This window comes from Fluviicola sp. (genome assembly GCF_029266855.1).
GTDB lineage: Bacteria > Bacteroidota > Bacteroidia > Flavobacteriales_D > Crocinitomicaceae > Fluviicola.
Window position 1 is genome coordinate 231542 of record NZ_JAQSWB010000002.1, and the last position, 24891, is coordinate 256432.

Sequence of the window (24891 nt, forward strand, 5' to 3'; positions counted from 1 at the left end):
ATTTTGAACTTGTTTAACTTATAACGTATGGAAGCAATCAAACAACGCGAACGCATGTATTCCTGGGGAAATCCCCTGGAGGGAGTGGAATTGTCGAAGAACCTTTCAGGTTTGGATTATTTGTTAGCGATCAAAAGAGGGGAGGCTCCGGCTTCTCCTTTGATGAATACACTTGATTTTTCGATCGGGGAAATCGAAGAAGGGAAAGCGGGTTTTTATTTTGAACCGCAAGCATTCCATTACAACCCCAATGGAAGTGTGCATGGCGGAGTGATCACGGCGATCCTCGATTCGGCAATGGGTTGTGCGCTGCATTCTCTTTTACCGAAAGGAATGGTTTACACCACCTTGGAATTGAAGGTCAATTTCCTGAAAATGGTTCGTGCCGGAGCAGGGAAACTTACTGCGAGCGGAAAAATAATTCATTTGGGAAGTAAAACGGCATTGCTGGAAGCTTCACTAACGGATGAAAACGGAAAAAAATATGCGTACGGGGTTTCAACTTGTATGCTTTTAAAAAACGAATAAATGAAACGTGTAGTTATAACAGGAATGGGAACTGTAAATCCCTTGGGTAAAACAGTAAGTGAATTTTGGGAGAACAGTTTGAAGGGGAAAAGTGGTGCACGCAACATTACCCGCTTCGATGCTGCTCATTTTAAGACTCAATTTGCCTGCGAAATTGATTCCTTCGATCCTGCCAGGTATTTGAGCCATGCGGAAATCAAGCGAAGTGATCTCTTTACCCAGTACGCGCTGTATGCAGCTGCCCAGGCCCTGGAGGATTCGGGATTGGACCTGGAGCGGATCTCGCCTTTTGATATAGGCGTTATTTGGGGAAGCGGACAGGGAGGAATGGGAACTTTTGAAGAAGAAGTGAAGCAGTATACCCAATCGAACTTCATTCCGAAATTCAATCCCTTCTTTGTTCCGAAACTCATTGCCAATATGGCTTCCGGGATGATTTCCATTAAATTCGGTTTACAGGGAATTAACTATACCACGGTTTCAGCCTGCGCTACTTCCAATACTGCCTTGATGGATGCCTTCAATTATATTCGTTTGGGAAAGGCGAAAGTATTTGTTTCCGGTGGTTCCGAGGCCCCGATTACCGAAGCTTCCGTAGCCGGATTCAATGCAATGAAGGCCATGTCGACAAATAACGCTTCTCCTGCAGAAGCGAGCCGTCCCTTTGATACGCAGCGCGATGGATTTGTGATGGGAGAAGGTGCCGGAGCGTTAATCCTGGAAGAATACGAACATGCAAAACAACGGGGAGCGAAAATTTATGGGGAAATGGTCGGTGCTTCCATGACGGCTGATGCCTATCACATGACTGCCACACACCCGGATGGGATAGGGGCGATCAAAGCAATGGAATTGGCAATGGAAGAAGCGGGTTTGAATCCCCGGCAGATCGATTACCTGAATGCACACGCCACATCCACTTCGGTAGGTGATTTAAGTGAGATCACGGCTATCCGGAGTGTATTCGGAGATGAGAGTCCTTTGAGTATCAGCGCAACCAAGTCTATGACCGGACATTTATTGGGTGCAGCCGGGGCTGTGGAGGCGATTCTGTCTGTTAAGTCCATGAATGAGAACATCATTCCTCCGACGATCAATCTTCACAACCCGGATCCGGCAATTCCGGGGAAATTACATCTTGTAAAGAATACAGCCTTTGAAAAGCAGGTGAAAGTAGCAATGAGCAATACTTTCGGTTTCGGCGGACACAACAGCATTGTCATTTTCAAAGAAATTTAATTGATAAAGACTCGAATTAGCCTCAATAAGCAACTAATTGCAAGTTTATCTCAAATTCCATTCATTCGTAATCAGGAATTCGCAATCCGTAATTATTTTTAATAGTACATTTACTACAACTAAATTCAGACGAATGAAAAATTTAAAACTAATTGCTGTACTTGGATTGGGATTCATGACAATTCAATCTTGTACAAAGCAGAGTGAGTTGTGTGATTGCACAGACATGGCTACTGAAATGATGAAAGGCGACCGTGAGCACAATTTTGACGGAACGTTCCAGAAAAAGTATATGGAAGAGCACAAAGCGGAAGAAGCTAAGTGCAAGAAAATTTACGAAGGGAAGGAGGACAAAGCAAGCCAGGAGAAATTGCGTAAAGAGATGAAAGAATGCAGTGGTTACGGTGAATTTAAGGAAGAGACTATTAAGTCTATGGAAAACCTGAAAAAACAAATGCCGGAACTTTCCAAAGAAATTGATGAGTCTATCAAGCAGATAAAAGCGGAATGATTCATTCAAATAAATTGAAAAGCCTTGACATTTATCGTCAGGGCTTTTTTGTTAAAAGATACTTCGTAGATAAGAGTCAGCGCTAGCTGACGAAGACTGAGGCTCTGTCTCACAAGACAGAATAGCCGAAGGACAGCGCTAGTCCGCCGCGGCGGAAGGCTCCGTCTCACTCGATCCGAAGCGATCATTTGTTTGATCTGCTTTAGTCAAGACGGAAAAGCCGAAGGACATAACGTAGATAGAGCGTAGATAGAGCGACTATAAAGCGACTTTTGTATTGAAATTTAACAGCTTGTCTCTCCAGCTAGCGCGAGCGTCTTGCATGTGCTAACCGGAATTGCTGGTAGGGCTGAATTTTTTTTTCGCTCCTACTGGTAAAAAACCACTTCTTCCAACGTTAAGAGGGGATTCTTTTGTATTTTCGTTACTGAAAAATTGAAAGTAGAAAAACGCTTCATGAAAAATAAAATCACTGAACTTTTTCAGATAAAATATCCCTTGATTCAGGCCGGAATGATCTGGTGTTCCGGGTGGGAACTAGCCAGTGCAGTTTCCAATGCCGGCGGACTTGGAATCATTGGTTCCGGTTCCATGTATCCCGAAATTTTAGACGAACATATCCGTAAATGCAAGGAAGCAACTCAAAAACCTTTTGCAGTAAATCTCCCGATGCTTTATCCGAATATTGAGGATCATATTCAAACGATCATTAAACATCAGGTTCCCATTGTATTCACTTCAGCCGGAAACCCGAAAACGTATACCGCCCGCTTAAAAGAAGCCGGGATTACGGTTGTTCATGTAGTCTCTTCGGCAAAGTTTGCACTAAAGGCGCAGGAAGCGGGTGTTGATGCGATTGTAGCGGAAGGATTTGAAGCGGGTGGACACAACGGTCGCGATGAAACGACTACCATGTGCCTCATTCCATTGGTAAAAGCAGCAGTTTCTATTCCCTTGATCGCTGCAGGAGGAATCGGAACAGGAAGGGGAATGCTCGCTGCTATGACCCTGGGGGCGGATGCAGTTCAGATCGGTTCCCGTTTTATTGCTTCACCTGAATCTTCTGCTCATCAAAATTTCAAGGAAGTGGTTTTGAAAGCTAAGGAAGGTGATACCATGCTGACACTGAAAGAACTGACGCCAGTGCGCCTGGTTAAGAATGCCTTCTTTGAAAAGGTGGAGGAAGCTTACGAACGCTGCGCTACCGATGAGGAGTTGAACGAACTGCTGGGAAGAGGCAGGGCAAAACGTGGCATGTTTGAAGGCGACCTGGTGGAAGGCGAGCTGGAAGTAGGACAAATTTCGGGGCTGATCTCTGAAATGAAACCCGCCGGAGAAATTGTCGAAGAAATAATAACCGAATTTAAGCTTGCTTTGAATGAACGAAGCGAGGCAAAATATGCATTTGAATGATCGCATTTAATCGATTTAAATTAGAGAACGGCTTGACGGTTCTGCACCATTTTGATCCCACCACTCCGATGGCGGTAGTCAATACGCTTTACGATGTCGGTGCGCGTGACGAATCGGAAGAGAAGACCGGCTTTGCTCACTTGTTTGAGCATCTGATGTTTGGCGGCTCTGTCAATATTCCCGACTTCGATTCACCTTTACAGCGGGCGGGCGGAGAAAGCAATGCGTTTACCTCAAACGATATTACGAACTATTACGATGTGCTTCCCGTTCAAAATATTGAAACTGCCCTGTGGCTGGAAAGCGACCGGATGCTGTCGCTGGCGTTTACGCCAAAAAGCCTGGAAGTGCAGCGCAATGTGGTCATTGAAGAATTTAAACAGCGTTACCTGAATCAGCCTTACGGAGATGTATGGCTGGAACTGAGACCGCTGGCCTATAAGAAACACCCTTACAAATGGGCGACGATCGGGAAAAACATTCAGCACATTGAAGATGCGACAATGGATGATGTAAAGGCATTTTTCAAAGCCCACTATCATCCTGCAAATGCCATTCTGTGCATCGCGGGAAATATCTCGCTGGAAGAAACCCGGCGTTTGGTTGATAAATGGTATGGAGACATTCCTGCATCCCTGAAACCGGAACGGATTTTACCGAAGGAACCGGTACAGAAAGAATACCGGGAATTGACCATTGAGCGGAAAGTCCCGAGCGATGCATTCTACTACTGTTTTAAAATGCCTGAAAGAAAAAGTTTCGAATATTATGTCACGGATATTATTTCTGATGCCCTTGGACGCGAAAAATCTTCCCGCTTGTATTCCGGCTTGAAAAAAGAACTGAAACTGGTTACCTCGATCAATGCATACATTACCGGATCAATGGACGAAGGTTTGCTCATTATCGACGGGAAACTGAGTGATGGCGTTTCCTTTGAAGAATTGGATGCTGCGCTATGGCCTTTGCTGGAAGTGATCAAAAAAGATCTGATGTCTGAAGCGGAAACTTCCAAGCTTTTAAATAAGATCAGAACGGTGAAGGAATTCCAGGAACAAGGTTTGTTGAATCGTGCAATGAACCTATGCATGTACGAATTATTAGGTGATGCAAACGGTGTGAACGAAGAAAACAATTTATACCAAAGCATCACGGCTCAGCAAATGAAAGTAGTCGCAAATCAATTGTTTAAGAAAGAAAACACTTCTCTTTTACGCGTTAAATCCATCAAAGAATGAATATGAGAACCATGCAGCCTGAAACGAAACAGGTAGATCATATTTCGTTTGTGAAACCTCAGATTTTTGATGTTACACAGCATGTGAAACTTCTTTGGATGAAGGAGGTTCCGAATGATACTGTGCGCCTGGACCTGTTCTTTGATGCGGGAATTACACGCGGAAATAAAAGTATTCCGGCAATTGTTCATAGCTTATTGCTCAGCGGAACAAAGGAATTTTCATCGGTAGAAATCCATGAGAAAATTGATGCCCTGGGCGGATTTTTGGATACGGATATTTCTTTTGAAAATGCGGTAGTAAGTATTTACTGCCTGCGCGAACACATCCGCCAGATTTCCAATATCGTTGCAGACGCTATCCAGGGACTTGCTTTCAGGGAAACAGAAGTAGAAGATGTTTTGCGTTCCATGAGACAACAGTTTGCTGTTAATCAGCAGAAAGTGAAATATGTGGCACAGCAGCAATTCAGAAAGTATTTGTTTGCCTCCAATGCAGATTATTCCACTATTTCCGAAGAATCCGATTACGATGAACCGGCTGTTTTGGCTTATAAGAAATACTGGAGAGAACATTACCTCGAAGGACTTACACGGATTACCCTTGTAGGAGACCTGGAAGTGGATGAGGTGGATGCCCTGATCGATTTATTCGGTAAATGGGCTGTGGATGGAAAAGTACAACATGCCGGGGATTTCAAATTCCAGGCACAGCGTATTGACTTTCCCAAGAATGACGCGGTACAGTGTGCTGTCAGAATGGGACGGTTTTTGTTCCCGAAATCGCACCCGGATTACATTGATTTCCAAGTGCTGAATACCATTTTAGGAGATTATTTCGGCTCGAGACTGATGTCTAATATCCGAGAAGACAAAGGCTATACTTACGGCATTGGTTCGGGAGTAATGGATATGAATAAGACCGGCTATTTCGTCATCGTAACTGAAGTAGGAAAAGAGGTATTGGATCTTACCCTGCATGAGATCAAATTTGAATTGGAGCGTTTGCAGAATGAATTGGTTTCTGACGATGAGCTGGACCTGGTCAAAAATTATATGCTGGGTCAGCTGCTGAAAAGTGCAGACGGACCTTACGCCATGCTGGATATGTACAACAGTGTGGATATGTACGGCCTCACATTGGAATTTTACGATGACGCCATTCAGAAGATCAAAGAGATTTCTCCTGCCCGGGTACAGGAATTGGCCCGGCAATATCTGAACTTTGAAGACTTTTTAATCATTACAGCCGGCTAAAAACACAACGCATTCGCAATTTGTACGTTTTTAAAGTAGGTAACGTAAGAAATTGGATGATGACAATTATAAAGTAGTGTTCCAACCTTTGCGCTCTCCTTTTCTTTGCGGGTCAAAAAGAATTGTTTTTTAATTCTTACCGTTAAGCAAATGATACAAAGGAATCTTTTGAATAGAGATTTGCGCTAAAACTGTCACTTCAATTCTTATGTTGGATTTTAAACTAAAACGACGATTTTTACGTTAAATATATTTATGATTCGAGTATTTCTCCTGGTGATCTTAAGTGCTTTCTGCCTGAAAGCTAATGCTACCCACGTAATGGGTGGTGAGATTACATGGACGTGTACTGGAAACGGCTATGTCTTTCAATTGGTGTTTTACCGCGATTGTAACGGCGTGGACGTGAACCCGGTCTCTGAAAATCTGAAGATCTGGAATCACCCTTCTTTGTCGACTATCCCGGTATTATTCGTCAGCAGAACAGATATTTCACCCGCTTGTACTCCCGTTGCAGGTTCCCCGAATCCTCTATCTTGTGGTTCAGGCCCTAATGCCGGAAATGGAGTGGGAGCAATCGAAAAGATCATTTATCAGTCTAATCCCGTTATCTTGTCGGGTGTTCCTCCCGCTCAGGGCTGGATTATTACATACAGCAATTTTTCAAGAAACAGCAGCATTACCAACCTGTCGAATCCAACCAATTACGGGGTGACGATCAGGGCTACAATGTATGCTATTCCCGGAGCTGTAGCCGGAGTTTGTTCGGATAACTCTCCAAGGTTCCTGCAGGATCCTTATTTGGTGCTTTGTGCCGGTGAGAACTACGAATACAACATGCACCCGGTTGATGAGGATCTTGATTCGGTTGTAACGATTTTAGGCGCTCCAATGGACCGGATTGAAGGTACAAGCTATAATCCGCCTGTTGATCCCGATTTTGTGCTTTTTGAACCAGGTTTTAGTGTCACAAATCCAACCCCGGATGCTTCTTTCAATGCTGGAAATGTTCCTCTGACCCTGGATTCTCAAAACGGACATTTGAGTTTCCGCTCGTTTACCATTGGCGGATTTGTAGTGAAAGTTATTGCACAATCATACCGGAACGGAGTATTGATCGCTGAAGTAGAGCGTGAAATGCAGCTGATCGTTACTAATTGCCCGGCGGCTAATAATGCACCGGTGATAAACGGACCTTTTGCAGGTCTTTTCGAAACAACAGTTGATGCGGGAACACTTGTCAATTTTACACTTACAGCAACAGATGCTGAATTTTTACAGGACGGAACACCGCAAAATAATTACCTGATAGCAAGTGGTTCTCAATTCGGAACTAATTTTACCAGTACTTCCGGTTGTGATGTGGCACCGTGTGCAACTTTGAATCAAACTCCTGTAATTACAGGAGTTCAGGGAGTGTCGACCAATTTTTCATGGCAGACAGACTGCGCGCATTTGATTGATGCGTTTGGAAATACAGACGATGAGAAAACCTATACTTTCGTATTCAGAGTGCAGGATAATTTCTGCCAGATTCCGAAAACAACTTTTAAAACAATTACCATTCATGTAAAGAACCCGGGAATCATTCCGGCTACAACGATCAATTGTATCTCTTCACAGCCGAATGGTGATCTGAATATTACCTGGGATCCCGTTTTAAATCCCAATAACACCTTTGTTGATTTCGAATTGTATTCCATCCAGAACGGCCTGATCGGGAATTACCCGATTGGAACTACTACGGTTACTGTTCCGAATCCCGGTGTTGAAAATGATTATTATGTACAGGTGCAGTCAGGGTGCAATGTTACTTTGTCTAGCGATACGGTTAAAAATGTGCATCTGGACCTGCTGAATCCCGCAAACGGAACGGCAGTATTGGATTGGAATCTTCCTGCTCCGAATCCGCTGCCCGGAATGGATAACTTTTGTACGATTTACCGCGAATACCCGGCCGGAACATGGACATCCATAGCTGTTCTTCCTTACAATACCACTCATTTTATAGATACCATCGATATTTGTTCCGCTTTCCTGAATTACCAGGTAGTTTATTCAACGCCGACCTGTCAATGGTCTTCCAATATTGTCGGGGATAACCTGCAGGATGATATTACCCCGAAAATCCCGGTTATCTCAAGTGTTTCCATTGATACGCTTACGGGGAATGTGATCATTACCTGGGATCAGAACTACGAACCGGATACTTACGGTTACATTGTTTATCACAAAGATGTGAACGGATTTATCGTAGAGATCGATACCGTTTGGGGAATTGCGAATACCACTTACACACACCCGATTCCGGTCACGGGCCCGGAAACGTATTCGATTGCCGCGTTTGACTCTTGTTTTACACCTGCGATTCCGCCAACTTATCAAACTTCGGCTAAGGCTGAGCTGCATTCCAGCATGTTCCTCACTTACAGTACGAACAGTTGTACAGCCCAGGCAGCGTTGTCGTGGACACCTTATCTCGGATGGGGAACAAGTCTGACCGGTTACACCATTTTTGTCCGGGAAGGGACAGGACCGTGGATTCCGGTTACAACAACTACCGATGAGTCTTACAACCTGGATTGCACTCCGCTCCAAAATTACAGCGTCTTCATTCGGGCGAATAACTCGAGTGGGTTTGAATCCTTTTCAAATATTCAATCTTTTACCATTACGGCACCAACTCCTCCGGCAATCAATTATTTGCGCGTGGCAACGGTAGATCAAAATACCATTGTGCTGAGACATGAGATCTCAACGGGAACAAGTGTACAGGCGATCCGCTTTGAAAAGTTCAACCTGTCTACCGGTCAGTTTGATCTCCTGGGTGTCGTTCCTGCTTCAAGTTCTACCTTGTCAATCACCGATTCGGATGTCGATGTAGACAATTTCAGTTATACCTACCGTGCAATTGTTGTGGATAGCTGCGGAAACCTGGGTGCAATTTCGAACAGGGCAAGAACGGTGTTACTGCGCGTTACAGCCGATCAAACCCGCTTATCGACTTATTTGAACTGGTCTTCTTACGGAGATTACGATGGAGGTGTCTTGCAATACCAGGTTTACAGGGGGATTGATGGTGTTTTCCCTTCTGCTCCAACAGTAATTCTTCCGCCGGATCAACGCTATTATGAAGATTTGGTCGACGAATTGGGCTTTGAGCACAGCGGTAAAGTGTGTTATTACGTAATAGCCGAAGAGGCGATAAATCAATACGGCTTCCAGGAACTAAGTCTTTCAAACGATGTGTGTGCGGTGATAGAACCTTTGGTTTATGTACCGAATGCCTTCACTCCGGGCGGATTAAACCCCATTTTTATTCCGGTCGTTTCATTCCAGGATGTTTCCAAGTATGAATTTTCCATTGTAGATCGCTGGGGCCAGGTAGTATTCCAAACAAACGATCCGACAGTGGGTTGGGATGGAGTTCATCAGCAGAGCGGGAAATTAGTTGCCCCGAATCTCTACGTCTACGTTCTGAAAGTAGTCGATGGAAATAACCAGGAGTATTACTTCCGCGGAAATGTGAGCGTTATACATTAATAAATCGTTTTCCTCCCACCTCAATTCCTCCAAAAGGGAAGCTCAAAACTGGGTACTCAGAATCGATCAATTCAAACTGTTCAAATAAGTTATTCTACTTGTAGTTCCATTTTTTTTGAAAATCGGATCAAATTTCCCCCTTTGGAGGAGGATAAAGGGGGAGGACATAATTATAAGTTGTATTTTTAGCTTATGTTGTCACGATTTTTGCGAAAATTATCCGGTGGAATCTTCTTTCTCAGAAATAGTTTAACTCCCCGGCAGTTCTTATTGATTTCAAGTGTGATTGTCGGACTCTCATCCGCACTTGCAGTGGTGATACTTAAATCCTTTGCACACATGGTGCTGGTCTTCGCCAAAGAACTCAATCAGCAATTGCATTTTAAGTATGTTGATTTCATTTTACCGGTTTTCGGAATTGTATTGACAATCTTCATTACGCGCAAACTGCTGAATGGTAAACTGGAGAAAGGAACCTGGCGCATCATCTACGCAATCAATAAGAAGTCCAGTATCATGCCCCGGAAGCAGATGTATGCACAAGTCATAACCTCATCCGTTACTGTCGGTTTCGGCGGCTCTGCCGGACTGGAATCACCGGTTACGATCACCGGCGCGGCCTTCGGTTCCAATTATGCACGGGTTTACAAGCTCTCGACAAAAGAACGGACTTTATTACTCGCCTGCGGTGTTGCAGCCGGAATAGCAGCAGCTTTTAATGCACCGATCGCCGGAGTCTTGTTTACGATGGAAGTGCTGCTTGCCGATGTCGGGATCACCGCTTTTATTCCCTTGATGCTGGCTTCGGCTTCGGGTGCCCTGCTTTCAGCTGCTATTCTGAACGAGAGCATTCTTTTGTCCTTTAAGAACATGGAAGCTTTTGAAATCCACAACGTTCCTTTTTACATCGTTCTGGGTGTTCTGACAGGAATCATTGCCGTGTATCATTCACGCGTTTTCAACCGGATCGAAACCTGGGTGGAGCACTGGAAACTGAAACCTTATCAAAAGGGAATAGCAGGAGCTCTACTTTTGTCTACACTCATTTTTATTTTCCCATCTTTATTCGGTGAGGGCTACGATAGTATCCGTTCGCTTTCGACCGAGAAAGTCTTCAACCTGCTGGATGGAACCTTATTTGAATCCTTCAAGCAATCGTGGTTCCCCTTGCTGTTTATCGGGGCTGTTATTTTCATGAAAGCCATTGCAACCGGCTTGACTCTGGGCTCGGGAGGAAACGGCGGGAATTTTGCCCCTTCGTTATTCGTAGGAAGTTATACCGGCTTTGCATTTGCCTATGGCTGGAATCTGACCGGAATCGGTTTTGCGCTTCCGATCACCAATTTCACCATGGTGGGGATGGCCGGTTTGCTCAGCGGTTTGTTTCATGCACCCCTAACTGCAATCTTCCTCATTGCAGAGATCACGGGAGGTTATGGCCTGATGATTCCTTTGATGATCGTTTCTTCTATCAGCTTTGCCATTTCAAAACGCTACCTGAACCACTCGCTCGATATTGTAAAGCTTGCAGATGAAGGTCATGTAGTGCGCGCAGACAAAGACCGTCATATCTTGTCGTCGATTGACAGCGAAGACATCCTGGAGGAAACCCTGGTAGTTTTGAAACCCGACGATACCGTTTCGACCTTGTTCTTAACTGTCCAATATTCGCCCCAGGCCTTAATCCCGATCGTTTCGGATAATGGAATCCTCCTAGGAATGATCTACCTCGACGATCTGCCTACTATTTTACCGGTTTATTCTTCCGAACCGAAAACACCTCTGGAACTTGTTATGGAGCCTATCCGGTATTCCCTGAACCCTCGAAACACAATGGAACAGGTGATGGAAATGTTCGAACATTCCAAATTGAACTACCTGCCGGTGATCGACAACGACCAGGTAATGGGTTATTATTCCAAGCATCGTCTTTTGGAAGCGTATAGAAAACGGGTGATGGAGAATATTGTGGAGTGATGTTCACCTAACCCTTAACAATAGATAAAATCAGGATTATGCATCAAAAAGAAACTCTTGAATTAAAAAACGGCGATTTCTGTCTTGTCATAGCAGGAACGCATAAAGGCAAAAGCGGAATTGTCCAGGATCTGAATACAAGTAAAACGGGGCATATTACAATTACGGTTTTACAGGAAAACGGAGTGCGATTTAAAACCTTGGGGAGAAATGTGCAAATACATATTAATCCCACGGACGAGCGCGGAGGGACACAGATGTAGCTAATACATTGTACAATGACAACTCTGCTACGTTTTGAGAATGAATACGGATAGATATTCCGAACCAGCGGGACAGGTTGTGTCTATTTGATTAGTAAAGTTAAGGCTCGACAAGAAAAATTTGATTCCAACTTCCCGTACTAAAATCTAAAGTACAACCTCCCAGGATTTAATACTCCATGATTCCAGGATACTGGTACCTTGAAGAACTTCCCATTTAATAACCCCAACACCATTTGCAAAATAGTAAATGATATCATATGCGGGTAAATCCACCCGAACTTTTTTGATATGTTGGATACTGTTTCCATTCAGGTTCATTGATGGGATTGTTTCCAGCAGCTGAACACCATTGCCAGAAGTAAATGACTCCGCATTACTGAAAATATACGCCTCATAATTACCTGGAACAAACGTCTGTTTGTAGAGGGAACTCCCAATAATATTATAGTTGAAATGTTGATTGTTAAAAGAGCACTCTATCTGCATTTGGTATTTCTCTGCGTATGCACTGCCACAAGAACTTCCTCCCCCGGATCCGATTTGGGTATTGATGGTAGAAACGACCCGTTGGCTGTCAATTTCAGTAGTTGAATCATTTCGGTAGACCCAATAAGAATTTTCTTTGAAAAGATATGAATCAAAAGAAGAACTGATAGTGGTGTATGAATGGGTATACTTTCCTTCACAGGGATGCTTGCTTTTCTTGCAGGAAAATCCAACTAATACAAGGATGATATAAGGTAGGATGTATTTCATTGTTAAGATGGTTTGTTCAGATGATGAAATTAGTTGTGAATAGTTGGAAATTCTGCATATTTAAAACTCCGTGTTCTTCCATTTACTACCTCAGGCTATTCCTTCATTGAAGGAGCCTTTGTCTTCATGTGCTTTGCACATTCTTATGGGAGAGAAAAATCAAATCTTCAAATACCTGCCGAATGACATTCTCCAATGTCTTCACTTCGCTAACGAAGATCAGCCAGATAATGAAATTCCAAAGAGCTGAACCTCCAATCATTATAAGAATCCGAGACCACCAGTGTATGTTGGGGTAACGGTTAAAAGGACCGAAAAGGGTAACAGCAATAATCCCTAATTGAACGAATACCAGGATCATCCATACAATTTCCGAGAACTTCAACTTTACATCAACTCGCGTAAGGTTCTCAGACAAGTGAACCAGCCGAATATGTGCATCAGGCTCAATACCCGCCCGCTTGGACATGGTTGCTTTGCGGGAGACCACGAATTCATCCCAGTTGAATTCAATGGAATAAGACTCAGTTTCAAGTACATTTCGATAGATCTGATCTTTACCTTTCAGGTTTTTCAAGCAGCCAGTTAAAACCTCCTCGTTTTGATTTATTTCGAAGCTGTATTGTTTCTTTAAAAACATGTCCGAATAAGATCAGCGGGAAATATATCCCAAAAACACGATTGACTCAAATACAAAAATTCCTAAACCAATGTAAACCAATAAACGGCCTCTTTTCACTTTGGAAATGGAACTTTCTTTGTAAAGATGTGGAGATGCTTTGTATGTCTCCAAGGCAATTTTAGATTCATCAAAGCACATCTTTGTAAGAATTAATGCAATCATAAAAAACGGAACAATAAAGAAAATGAGTGCGAAAAGTCCTTTTAAAAAAATGCTTTGATCGTTTGGCAGGATAACTTGTTTGGCAGGGTCAATAATCTGTGGGAAATCGTTATCAATTAGTTCAGACATTTTTTTGATTTAAAGTAGTTGTTTTGGCAAAAGTAAGTATTATTTCTCTGTACCATCGCCAAATGCAACAACACGGAGTTACTATAAATCTGCGCTCCTCTGCGCAATGCGCCAACGCTGTGCGCCTATGCTGAAGCTTCGGCGTAAGCATAAGCTAAGGCGTAAGCGTTCTGCGGGAGCAATCTTGTACAGCTTCTTTAAACAACAAGAGTCCTGCGTAAATCTCGGATCTGCGTGCTATACTTGGGTTTATGAATCTGCGCTCTTCCGTGGGAGAAAATGCAGCAGCTTTTACGGCAGCAGCTTCATAATATCAGCCGGCTTATTCGTCAAATTGAATTTCAATGTAAATCGAATCCGTTCGGCATAGTTCTCAGTCAGGTAAGCCTGGGTAATGTTGTCCGATTGGTAAACGGGGAAGTAAATCCCGAAAATACTCCCCAATCGCATGGCTAATCCAACATCAAATACTTGTGTCGGTTGTGTTTTGAATGCCTGGTCGAATATTCCGAAATCGGCATAGATCCCGAAGATCTTCGGTCCGATGGGGGTTTCCAGGTAGAAATTTGCAGCGGTCATCCAGGTGGTCGTGGTTCCGAAATAACCCGATTGACCATTCCCGACAGTGGAACGGAATCCGCCCATGTTGTCCAGGCGCTGTTGCGACCAAATACCGCTTTGTTCCGAACGGCCGAAGAAATAATCCTCAATAAACAAATCCTGGCTTCCGCCTGCACCACTTAAAGCGAAGGCATAATCTGTTACATTCCCGGATTTGTACATGTCGAAATTCCAGTAGTTTCCTGCAAATAAACGCAATTCAACCCAGCGCGAACGCTTGTTTTTGATGTAGCGGTATTTGTAGGTTGCTGCGACCGATGAGCGGGAAAGGTTGTCGCTGTTTACCGGGTTTGCGGCATAATCTGTTCGCACCTGCAGATCTACCTTGTGATCTTCTTTGGAGTAGTTGAAATCATATTGCAGGTAGCCGCCGATCAGCTCGCGTTGTTTCGGACGGAATACATCCAGGCGATACATGCTTTGCAAGCGAATGGTCTGACTGATCGGTCCGCCGATGCGATTGCCGATCTTTGCCGTCCAGTAGGGCAGCACTGCGACATAATATCCATTGTTCATTCTCGTGGTATCATTCTTAAATGATCGCAGGGAAATCCCGAGGCGGGAAAGTTTGAGATTTTTCTTTGGTAAACAGGTAATGCTTGCTTCTGCGATCCCCGAAATTCGCTGTCCGTAGAACGAATACATGGGAGCCAGGAGGAATTGAAAACGCTTTGTCGGAAGGCTGAAGTTGTGAAGTGCCAGGCCCAGCATAAAGCGGTCGTACTCGTTCCCACCCAGGATCGGGCTCCAGAACAGGTTACTTCTTTTCGGTTCGTTTTTTCCAATGAGAAACTGTAAACGGGGCGGCTCGATCTTCCCGAACAAGCCTTTTTTGTGCCAGTAATTATTGCTTTGAACAATTTCCGGAGCTCTTCCGCTGGCATTGATCTGCACGGCATCCATCTCCGAATCAAAAGTCACTTCTGATTTCTCTGCTCCGTTTTCGACCCACAGTGTCTGGATCTTTTGCCCGTCGCGGAAACCCGCTACTTCGATCGGTCCGTTGACCTGCCCTGTATTTTTTACGGTAACAGTTGTTTTTCCCCCAAACGATCTCACTTTTGTAATCTTGTAGTCGATGTGGTTTGTAGTCTGAATGAGATCATGAAACAGCCACGACAGATCTTTTCCCGAAACGCGTTCCAATACCGCACGCATATCTTCGGGTTGCGGATGCTTGAAACTCCATTCCCTGTAATAGGTTTGCATGGCCTGGTCGTACAGCGAATCGCCCAGGTATTCTTTCAGGTAATTAAAAACCAGTCCGCTTTTCATATACATCACCGCGCCGTAATTCGTTCCCGAAAATTTAGCAGAGTGTGTTTCTATCGGCTGATCTTCCCCGATTCCTGCTACGATGCGGTAAATAAAATCGCCTGAATCGTAATGACTCAAATGATCGAAATGGAATCTTCCGTTCAGAATCTGGTCGGATAAATAGGTGTTTTTCGGATATTTCGTATACATGTAGCGCAATTCGTTCATGGTATTCATTCCTTCGTCCATCCATCCGTGAACGCGCTCATTACTTCCCAGAATTCCGTAGAACCAGTTGTGCCCGACTTCGTGAACGATCACTACTTCCAATGCTATGTCCGAACTTGCATTTCCGATCACGGTTACGTTCGGGTATTCCATTCCACCGCCGGCAGAGATAGTTCCGTCTACTGCTGTCACCTGGTTGTAAGGATAATCACCGTTCCAAAGTGAGTAGTAGTACGTTCCGTCGTGAATGTATTCAGGAGCCTTCTTCCATAAACCTGCGTTTTTTGGAGTGAACAGGGCCCAGGTCGTTACTTTCCTTTTGGAATGAGGCAATTCAACTTCGCCTTTCAACACGGCATAACGTTTATCGGCAAACCAGGCAAAATCGTGTACATCTTTTTGGGTATAACGAATCGTTTTCCATTCAGGAGATGAGGCGGGAAATTTATTCGAGCGGTTTTCTTTTTGCAGCAGCGTTTGAAAATTTTCTTTGGTATAAGCTGCTTTTTCATTCATGAAATCAATTTCGGATGCTGTCTGCAGATCTCCCGTTGCTCCGACCACATAGTTTTTGGGAAGTGTAATCGACACATCAAAGGTTCCGTATTCGGAATAGAATTCTCCTTGGGTCAGATAAGGCATCTGGTTCCATCCGTTTTTGTCATAAACTGCAGGTTTCGGATACCATTGGGTGATTTGATACGATTGTCCGACATGTCCCAACCGTGAAACTTCCCCGGAAGGAATTTTGACATGAAAAGGAGTAGTAACGGTGATTGATTCGCCCGGTTTAATTGGTGTATTCAAATTTAGTTTACCGATATCCGGGTTTTCGGGATCAAGTGTAAAAGAAACATCCTGTCCGTTGACCTGGAAATGCAGCGAGTCAATTCCTCCGCGGATGGAATCTTTCCCGAAGCTAAGGATGGGATCTCCCTGTTCATACAACTGTTTCCCCAGTGCTGTTTTTCCGCTCGCATAGGCATTTGGCCACAGGTGAATGTAAATGAAATCCAGGCTTTGGGGAGAATTGTTGTGATAGACGAAACTTTCGAACCCGCTCAGGCTGTGTTTTACATCATCCAGTTTGACCGTGATCGTATAATCGACCTTTTGCTGCCAATAGGATTGGGAATAGGAGGGTGTGTAAATGAACCCTAAAAAAAGGAACGCCAGGAGTAGTTGCGATTTCATAGTTTGGAAATAAGAATACAAATTTAAGAATAATGAGTTTCCAGTGGGTAATTTTCTATTTTACCACAAATGCACAGATTTTTCATGGCGCTTACCAGTCGCCATCTAAGCGAGACCGGTAGGCGAGCAATTAATCTGTGCATCTGTGGGAAATGAGTGGAGAAAACCTGTACTTTTACTCCATGCAACGCTTTTTAATTATTCAAACAGCTTTTTTAGGGGACGTCATTTTGGCCACTCCCGTGATCAGTGAATTGAAGCGTCTGCATCCGGAAGCAGAGATCGATGTGCTGGTACGAAAAGGCAATGAAGCGATCCTGCAGAATCACCCTGCCATTCACGAAGTGTTTTCCTTCAATAAGAAACAAGGGAAGTGGAAAGAGATCAAGCGTTTGATCGGGCTTTTCAGATCCAAAAGATACGACGAGGTGATCAACCTGCAGCGTTTCGGAAGTTCTGGCCTGATAACCTTTCTTTCCGGTGCAAAGAAGAAGGTTGGTTTCAATAAGAATCCCTTTTCTTTTTGCTACAATATCAAGATTCAACATGAAATAGGAAAAGGGAAGCATGAAGTGCAGCGCAACCTGGAATGTATTGCCCATCACGGAGCACAGTCTTTGGTTCGTCCGGAAGTTTTTCCTTCAGACCAGGACCGGGCGAAAGTTGCGGCTTATACAAACGGTCCGTTCTATACACTTGCTCCGGCTTCCGTTTGGTTCACCAAGCAGCTCCCGGAGAAAAAATGGATCGAACTGGCTACAAACCTGAAGCGAAAAGGAAGTGTTTTCCTCGTAGGCGGACCTGCTGACTTTGAATTGTGTCAACGCATTCTTCAAGCCGCGGATTTACCGGGTGAGAATAACTTAGCAGGAAAACTGAATTTATTGGAATCCTGTGCACTGTTTGAAAAGGCTGTGCGCTGTTTTGTAAACGATTCCGGTCCTTTACACATGGCCACCGCGGTGAATGCTCCGGTAACCGCGTTTTTCTGTGCTACCGTGCCGCGTTTTGGTTTCGGACCGCTTTCGGATGACAGCGAGATTCGTGAAACGAAGGAAGCACTGATCTGCCGGCCTTGTGGTTTACATGGCGGAAAGATCTGCCCGGAAGGCCATTTCATGTGCGGAAGGATTGATATAAGCGTTTAACCACAAAGTACACAAAGATCACGAAGTCTATTTATAATTAGTTATTTATATTGTTAGTATAATAACACATACAGTTGTAACTATAATGGGATATAACCAGGTTTAATTATACCCTCGTGTGCTTAGTGCTCTTCGTGGTCATTTCAATGGCAAACTCACCCGGATCGTTGTTCCTTTCCCGATCTCGGAGTGAACAACATATACTTTCCCTTTGTGATATTCTTTTACAATCCGCTTCACCAAAGATAAGCCCAATCCCCAGCCGCGTTTTTTGGTGGTGTAGCCGGGTTCGAAGATGGATTTGAACTGTTTGGGCAATAAACCTTTCCCGGTATCGGAGATTTCAATGTAGACCCGTTCGGGAACTGTTTTAATACTCACGTCCAGTTTTCCTTTGGATTCCATGGCATCCACTGCATTCCGTATAATGTTTTCCATTACCCATTCCATCAGTGATTTGTTGTGACTAACCATGATGGGCTCACTTCCGAAATGCGTCGTCATTTCTACTTTTTGCGAGATGCGCGGACGCAGGTAATCCATCACTCCCTGGATGGTTAAGCGAATATCGCTTTGCTTGAGTTGTGTTTCCGACCCGATCTTTGAGAAACGCTGAGAAACGGTATCCAGGCGTTCGATGTCTTTTTGCATTTCTGCAATGATGTTCTGATCCACGTCCTGTGTTTCCAGCAACTGGATCCAGGCCATTAAAGACGAAAGCGGTGTTCCCATCTGGTGGGCGGTTTCTTTTGCCATTCCGGCCCAAACCTGGTTTTGTTCCGCCTTCCGGAAGGTGCTGAAGAGCAGGTAACCGATAAAGATGAATAGCCCGATGATCAGGAACTGGATGTAGGGGAAGAACTGCAGCTGTTTCAATTCATCCGAATTATCGAAATAGAGCAGGTTGACCTCATCGCCGCCAAAAGAGATCTTGATGGGTTCGTTTACTAATTCGAGCGAATGCAAGGTCTTTTCAAGATTTTCAGCGGAGGTTTTTTCTTTGGGTAAGTTGCTTGAGATCAGCGAGTCCTTGTTCTTATCCATCAGAACAACCGGGATCAGCTTCGAGTCATTGATGAGTTCGTTGTTGAAAGCTGAAATCAGGGAATCGCGCTCTTTTTCCAGTTGGATGGTTCGTTTGGTATCGGTATAAAAGGAAGTCATGGTCAGGCCTTGAACTACTTCGATCCGGAAAGGCTCGTGGTTTTTCTCCCAGATTTTGGTTAATGACAAAAGGCTGTCTTCGTATTTCCGGATCAATTCTTTTTTGGACAGATCGGGGTACATTGAACGCAGATCCGCCGTGTCGAAATCGATATTGGTGTAGCTGGAGATCTGGTTTTGATCGTCTACCAGGATTACCGGGATGTCTTTGTTTTCGTTGATGATGCTTATTGGGAAGCGGTAATCGGGAAATACATCGCCTTCAATAGGTTTGGAGATTTCCTTCGTTGCGTCGAGGTATAATTTGATCTTGCGGCGCTCGTACCCGCGCAGCTGCTGGAATGCCCTGTTGGTAAACTCCACCAGTTCGGCCTTTTTCTTGATGGCATCTGCCCATTGTTTTGCACGCAAACGTTCCCGGTCGGATACTTTTTGCACGGTTGAATTCGATACCCAAAGCGAAGCCGCAACTGTGATGAGAGCGATCACCAGCAACACGATTTTCCATTTCTGTTTGTTGGAGTATAAATTCATTTGTTACGAATGTAATTAAAAACGTTGTTTTGGGTGTGAAATTGCCTCAGGATACTCTTTTTTACCGCAAAGAGTGAAAGAACGCAAAGTACAATGAATGTTCCATTACTCTCTGCATTCTAAGAAAAGAATTAAAGGAATTATTTTTTTAAGATGGAAAGAGGAGGTTCCTAAGTTGAAAAATTCTTCTTAACTTAAGAATGATAACTAATTACTATTCGAATGACTGAAAACGAATTATCATCGATTATTATTGGAGCTGCTATTGAGGTTCATACAGAACTAGGACCGGGGCTTCTTGAAAATGTTTACGAAACTTGTTTGTATTACGAATTAAAACAACTTGGGTTAAAAGTTGAAAAGCAAGTAGAACTTCCCTTAACCTATAAGAATATTTATCTTGAAACTGGATTGAGAATAGATTTGATTGTTCAGGATAAGGTAATTATAGAACTTAAAGCTGTAAAAGAGTTATGCGATGTTCATGTTGCACAAACCTTAACATACCTCAAACTGACTGATCTCAAACTTGGTTTACTGATTAATTTTAATGAGGCACGGCTAAAGTATGGGATACAGCGAGTTGTAAACAAGTTATAACGACAATTTAAAAACCTCTGCGCTCTTTCACTCTTTGCGGTTATAAAGTGTCTTATTTATCTTGATTCTGAATTAATGATTTCAATCTTTCAATCCCTTTTTCATTAATTTTGCACCTGCAAAACAAAATTATGGCTGACTTTTTTTACCAGGAACCTTATCCGATCCAAAAGGATACGACCGAATACCGCAAAGTTTCTTCCGACTATGTAACTGTGGAACAGATCGGGAACAGGGAAGTGCTGAATATTGATCCCAAGGGATTGGAATTTTTGGCCCAGGAAGCATTGAGTGATGTTTCGTTTTACCTCAGAACTTCTCACCTGGAGAAATTGCGTGCGATCCTGGACGACCCGGAAGCAACGGATAACGACCGCTTTGTGGCTTACAACTTACTGCAGAATGCAACGGTTGCAGCTGAAGGACAGCTTCCTTCCTGCCAGGATACCGGAACGGCGATCGTGGTTGGTAAAAAAGGAGAAGACGTTTACACCGGCGCGAATGATGCCGAATACCTTTCGAAAGGAATTTACAATACATACCAGGAAAAGAACCTGCGCTATTCCCAGATCGTGGCTTTAGACATGTTCGAAGAAAAGAATTCGGGTTCCAATCTTCCTGCACAGATCGATCTTTACGCCGGTCAAGGTGCGAAATACGAATTCCTGTTTTTGGCAAAGGGTGGTGGTTCTGCCAACAAAACATTCCTGTACCAGAAAACAAAATCCTTACTGAACGATGCTTCACTGGAGGAATTTATCAAGGAAAAGATCAAAGACCTTGGGACTTCCGCTTGTCCGCCGTACCATTTGGCCTTCGTAGTAGGCGGAACTTCCGCTGAAGCGAACCTGGCGGCTGTGAAAAAAGCTTCTGCAGGTTATTACGATCATCTGCCTACGGAAGGAAACATGGGAGGTCAGGCTTTCCGTGATTTGGAGTGGGAAAAACGCATCAACAGGATTTGCCAGGAAAGTACGATCGGTGCGCAGTTCGGTGGGAAATACTTTACGCACGATGTACGGGTGATCCGTCTTCCGCGTCACGCGGCCTCTTGTCCGGTTGGATTAGGAGTCTCGTGCTCGGCTGACCGCAATATCAAGGCGAAGATCACCAAAGACGGTTTATTCGTTGAGCAGCTGGAGAAAAATCCGCGCCGATTACTACCTGAAATTCCTCCGCATTTGGAGCCGCCGGTAACTATTGACCTAGACAAACCGATGGCTGAAGTATTGGCCGAATTATCCAAATATCCGATCAAAACGCGTTTGAAGTTGAACGGAACATTGATCGTTGCGCGCGACGCAGCTCATGCCCGCATCAAAGAAATGCTGGATGCAGGTGAGCCGATGCCGGATTACTTCAAGAATCACCCGGTATATTATGCAGGTCCTGCGAAAACCCCGGAAGGAATGGCTTCGGGAAGTTTCGGTCCTACAACGGCCGGTCGTATGGATTCCTACGTGGACTTGTTCCAAAGCAAGGGCGGAAGTATGATCATGCTGGCAAAAGGAAACCGTTCGAAAGACGTAACGAATGCCTGTAAGAAATACGGCGGATTCTATTTGGGATCGGTTGGTGGCCCGGCAGCGATCTTAGCGAAGGAAAACATCCTTTCGGTAGAGGTTGTTGACTTCGAGGAAATGGGAATGGAAGCAGTGAGAAAGATTACGATCAAGGATTTCCCGGCGTTTATTATTACGGATGATAAAGGAAATGATTTCTTTGAGAATTTGTAAAAAACTCATCTCAAAATAATTTCCACCTTTTTGTCATTGCCACAAAAAAGTGGAGCCAAAAAGGTCTAGGCCTATACTCGAAAATCTAAAAACTACGCGACATTCCGCGAAAGCATTCGAAACTCACCGTCATACTGACGGTTCAAACAAGGAATGCTTTTTTTCGCTTCATTTGCTTGTTTTTAACGATTTCCAGCGTAAGGGCCGGTTTTAGATTTCCCTTAGTTGATCTATTTCTGGCTGCGAACGAGAAAAGAAAAAGGGATCACCTTCATATAGATAATCCCTTTCACACTAAACAAATAAAACCTCGTGCTCTTTGTGTGCTTCGTGGTTAATAAAAACGGACCTTACTATGCTGCGGCACTTCCTTTTGGTCCGTTCTTCGGTCCTCCGTTGTTCCCGATGATCTTCCGGGAGGCTTTGTAGGTGTCGAAGAAGGGCTTGTTGGTGCTTTGGAAGAGGCTGATAAAGCGGTCGAGCTGGTTGATGAGCAGGGCGTTGAGCTGTTTCTCCAGTTCGCGGATGCTTTTCGTCTCGATGGAGCGTTCAATGATCGCTTGTCGTACGGAGTTCTTGCGTTCTTCGAGGACTGTTGCCATGTCTCGGAATTCCTGGATGCGCTGTGCATCGATTCCTACACTTGTCAAAAAGCTTTCATAGGTTTCAAGATCTTCCAGTAATGTGGCACTGACAATTTTCAAACGTTCTGCTCCCATGCTTTTGAGTTTGGTGAGCGACTCCCTGTGGCGTTCAAGCAGAATGAGGTTGTTTGTCTGTGTTGCATGGAGGAACAATCCTTTTTTGAGGTAGCTGATGTCCCGGATCAGTTGATCCATGAAGGCTTCTTTGTCTTTAGTGATCCCCTGCGTTACGGTGTTTTGCTGGTTGAGCCTGTTGTTCAGCTCGTTGAGCAAGCTTTCGAATTGATCTACTGTGTTTACGAATGCCGGAACTCCGCTCCAGGTGCTTTGATGGTCTTTACCACTGCGAGTACATTCTGGTACATGGCCAGGTGGTTCAATGTGGTCTTTTTCATGATTTACCGAATTAATGGTTAATACCTGCATAATGAAAATGGGTGCCAACTTATTGTTTCACCGATTGTTAAGGGCCGTTAAAACCCGGGGTTTATTGAGCAAAGTGCAGTTGCTTTTTTTCAAAGCGGCGGTTTGAATGAGCGACTATTTTCGTTTCCGGAGCTTCTTGTGGGGTCACTTAAGAGTACTTGCAGGGTTCACTTCGTTCACTTGTAGGGTTGGTTGGAAGTACCTGTGGGTCTAGCTGCTTTTGGTTGTGGGGTATCACGGGAGTACTTGCAGGGTAGTCTCTTCTTACTTGTAGGGTTCATCTACTTTAAAGGGAGAGAATGAGAGCGAGCATGATGATTTAATTCCTCATTCTGTTTCTGATTCTCGTTCTGATCTGTGGGGTTCACTTTGTTCACTTGTAGGATATGATGGAAGCAGTTGTGGAGCATGCTTCGATTACTTGCGGGGTAGGATGGAGATATTGTAGGATTCCCGGGTTTCGTATATGAACTACCTCGAAGTACTTGTGGGCTTAGTTGTTTTCAGTTGTTGGGTGATTTACTATTTTTATTGTATGGAAAAACCTGACTGGGTAAATGACGATAAATTGCGGACGTGGAATAATGGCTGGACAATTGGATATTACGCACTTCTTTTTTTGACCTTTCCTTCCGGATTTATTTTAGGATTTAATCGCAATCCGTCAAACTATGTACTATTAATTATTGGAATCGTTATTTTCTACTCGGTTTATGAGTTAATACTTTTGTCTTATACCCGTGTTACCTATTTGAACGGGAATCTGGAGTTTAAAAGACCGCTTCTTAAGTTCAGTCTCTTATTTCGCAATAAAAACAACAAAATGCGCATTCGACCCGATGAATGGACAGAAGTGTACCGCTATTGGCATAAAGGCGGCACGGCTTATTATTTTCGGAATAATGACTCTGATGCTTATTTTGTATCAGCCGAGGGATTGACTATTTTCTATTCGGATCTGGGGGCCCTTTTTTCTCATGGGGTTAAAATAACTAATGCTTTTCCGAGAGATGCGAAAAGGAGGATGAGGAAGGTGCAGGGGAGGGTGATGTGATCGGAGCGATGGAAAAAATCGGAGATAAAGTTATTTATCTAATGCGTTCAACAATTCATCAATCCGATTATTTGAAAAGTCATAAACTCTGGAGCCATTTTCACCAACATGTTTCATTTTCGAACCCCTAATCCACAATTGATCTTTTTTCAGCCGTCCTTTCAAGTCATCAAACTCATTTATATAGAAACCAACTGGAATGAAATTCTCATCTAATGCGATCAGATAAAGTTTGTCAAACGCGCCTGTCCCCATGTTCAACGGTGCAATTGTTTTTGTATTAGAATGAGCAGAAACACATTTTACTTGAACTTTGATCTTACTCTTTGTTTTAGAATCGACATATTTAATATCATATTTCTTTCCAGATTTCGCATATTCAATCAATTCACTATTTGATAATGATTCGATATGTTTTTTTGCATAGTACTCACCTATAACACCTGTCTTCTGATCGCCTTTTGGAAGGATTTCACTATGTTGAATCGTTTCAAATTCTTGGTAAACACTGGCATAAGCCTTTATGAGGTCTGTAATGGTTTTGTGGTTTGACATAGTTGTAATTATTTTTATTGTTACGATGAT

At 43.8% G+C, this 24891-nt stretch carries 20 protein-coding genes; 13 read left to right on the forward strand and 7 right to left on the reverse strand.

Features of this window, described 5'->3' with window-relative positions; translation table 11 throughout:
- Positions 1-27 precede the first annotated feature (27 nt).
- The 9 genes from K0S23_RS06475 (at position 28) to K0S23_RS06515 (ending at position 11968) form a co-directional block, all read left to right on the forward strand.
- Positions 28-528, forward strand: coding sequence for a PaaI family thioesterase (locus K0S23_RS06475; protein ID WP_300355615.1), 501 nt, complete (start codon positions 28-30; stop codon positions 526-528).
- Complete coding sequence (gene fabF, locus K0S23_RS06480; protein ID WP_300355616.1) at positions 529-1767, forward strand: beta-ketoacyl-ACP synthase II; 1239 nt, start codon at positions 529-531, stop codon at positions 1765-1767. It abuts the gene before it with no gap.
- A 133-nt stretch (positions 1768-1900) separates the two neighbouring features.
- On the forward strand, positions 1901-2278 hold the full coding sequence (locus K0S23_RS06485; protein ID WP_300355617.1) for a hypothetical protein: 378 nt from the start codon (positions 1901-1903) through the stop codon (positions 2276-2278).
- Between the two features lie 456 nt (positions 2279-2734).
- Positions 2735-3691: a nitronate monooxygenase gene (locus K0S23_RS06490; protein ID WP_300355618.1), complete on the forward strand. Its 957-nt coding sequence runs from the start codon at positions 2735-2737 to the stop codon at positions 3689-3691.
- The gene (locus K0S23_RS06495; protein WP_300355619.1) at positions 3688-4929 is read left to right on the forward strand and encodes a pitrilysin family protein; all 1242 of its coding nucleotides are present in this window, start codon (positions 3688-3690) and stop codon (positions 4927-4929) included. The genes K0S23_RS06490 and K0S23_RS06495 overlap by 4 nt, the downstream gene beginning before the upstream one ends.
- Positions 4926-6185: a pitrilysin family protein gene (locus K0S23_RS06500; protein WP_300355620.1), complete on the forward strand. Its 1260-nt coding sequence runs from the start codon at positions 4926-4928 to the stop codon at positions 6183-6185. Before K0S23_RS06495 ends, K0S23_RS06500 begins: the two co-directional genes overlap by 4 nt.
- Positions 6186-6440: 255 nt before the next feature.
- Positions 6441-9728, forward strand: a complete 3288-nt coding sequence (locus K0S23_RS06505) for a gliding motility-associated C-terminal domain-containing protein (protein WP_300355621.1) — start codon at positions 6441-6443, stop codon at positions 9726-9728.
- A gap of 192 nt (positions 9729-9920) precedes the next feature.
- Complete coding sequence (locus tag K0S23_RS06510; protein ID WP_300355622.1) at positions 9921-11705, forward strand: chloride channel protein; 1785 nt, start codon at positions 9921-9923, stop codon at positions 11703-11705.
- Positions 11706-11743: 38 nt separating this feature from the next.
- Positions 11744-11968 (forward strand): KOW motif-containing protein, encoded by a 225-nt coding sequence (locus tag K0S23_RS06515; protein ID WP_300355623.1) that lies wholly within the window; start codon positions 11744-11746, stop codon positions 11966-11968.
- Between the two features lie 147 nt (positions 11969-12115).
- Here the strand turns inward: K0S23_RS06515 and K0S23_RS06520 are convergent, their stop codons facing one another.
- The 4 genes from K0S23_RS06520 to K0S23_RS06535 form a co-directional block, all read right to left on the reverse strand.
- Positions 12116-12727 (reverse strand): hypothetical protein, encoded by a 612-nt coding sequence (locus K0S23_RS06520; protein ID WP_300355624.1) that lies wholly within the window; start codon positions 12725-12727, stop codon positions 12116-12118.
- Between the two features lie 124 nt (positions 12728-12851).
- Complete coding sequence (locus K0S23_RS06525; protein WP_300355625.1) at positions 12852-13304, reverse strand: hypothetical protein; 453 nt, start codon at positions 13302-13304, stop codon at positions 12852-12854.
- Positions 13305-13379: 75 nt separating this feature from the next.
- Entirely contained in the window at positions 13380-13700 is a 321-nt protein-coding gene (locus K0S23_RS06530; protein ID WP_300355626.1) for a hypothetical protein, read from the reverse strand.
- Between the two features lie 291 nt (positions 13701-13991).
- Positions 13992-17000 carry a M1 family metallopeptidase gene (locus K0S23_RS06535; protein ID WP_300355627.1) on the reverse strand — a complete coding sequence of 1003 codons (3009 nt, stop codon included), beginning with the start codon at positions 16998-17000 and terminating at the stop codon, positions 13992-13994.
- A gap of 152 nt (positions 17001-17152) precedes the next feature.
- Here K0S23_RS06535 and K0S23_RS06540 point away from each other — a divergent pair, with 152 nt between their 5' ends.
- A complete protein-coding gene (locus K0S23_RS06540; RefSeq protein WP_300355628.1) occupies positions 17153-18148 on the forward strand; it encodes a glycosyltransferase family 9 protein in 996 nt (331 codons plus the stop codon).
- A gap of 138 nt (positions 18149-18286) precedes the next feature.
- Here K0S23_RS06540 and K0S23_RS06545 read toward each other — a convergent pair whose 3' ends face one another.
- Complete coding sequence (locus K0S23_RS06545; RefSeq protein ID WP_300355629.1) at positions 18287-19846, reverse strand: HAMP domain-containing sensor histidine kinase; 1560 nt, start codon at positions 19844-19846, stop codon at positions 18287-18289.
- Positions 19847-20068: 222 nt separating this feature from the next.
- Here K0S23_RS06545 and K0S23_RS06550 point away from each other — a divergent pair, with 222 nt between their 5' ends.
- Complete coding sequence (locus K0S23_RS06550) at positions 20069-20446, forward strand: GxxExxY protein (protein ID WP_300355630.1); 378 nt, start codon at positions 20069-20071, stop codon at positions 20444-20446.
- 131 nt (positions 20447-20577) lie between these two features.
- Positions 20578-22182, forward strand: a complete 1605-nt coding sequence (locus K0S23_RS06555) for a fumarate hydratase (protein ID WP_300355631.1) — start codon at positions 20578-20580, stop codon at positions 22180-22182.
- A gap of 353 nt (positions 22183-22535) precedes the next feature.
- Here the strand turns inward: K0S23_RS06555 and K0S23_RS06560 are convergent, their stop codons facing one another.
- Positions 22536-23252 carry a hypothetical protein gene (locus K0S23_RS06560; RefSeq protein WP_300355632.1) on the reverse strand — a complete coding sequence of 239 codons (717 nt, stop codon included), beginning with the start codon at positions 23250-23252 and terminating at the stop codon, positions 22536-22538.
- 535 nt (positions 23253-23787) lie between these two features.
- Here K0S23_RS06560 and K0S23_RS06565 point away from each other — a divergent pair.
- Positions 23788-24306, forward strand: a complete 519-nt coding sequence (locus tag K0S23_RS06565) for a hypothetical protein (RefSeq protein WP_300355633.1) — start codon at positions 23788-23790, stop codon at positions 24304-24306.
- A gap of 30 nt (positions 24307-24336) precedes the next feature.
- Here K0S23_RS06565 and K0S23_RS06570 read toward each other — a convergent pair whose 3' ends face one another.
- Positions 24337-24861 carry a hypothetical protein gene (locus K0S23_RS06570; protein ID WP_300355634.1) on the reverse strand — a complete coding sequence of 175 codons (525 nt, stop codon included), beginning with the start codon at positions 24859-24861 and terminating at the stop codon, positions 24337-24339.
- Positions 24862-24891: the final 30 nt, after the last annotated feature.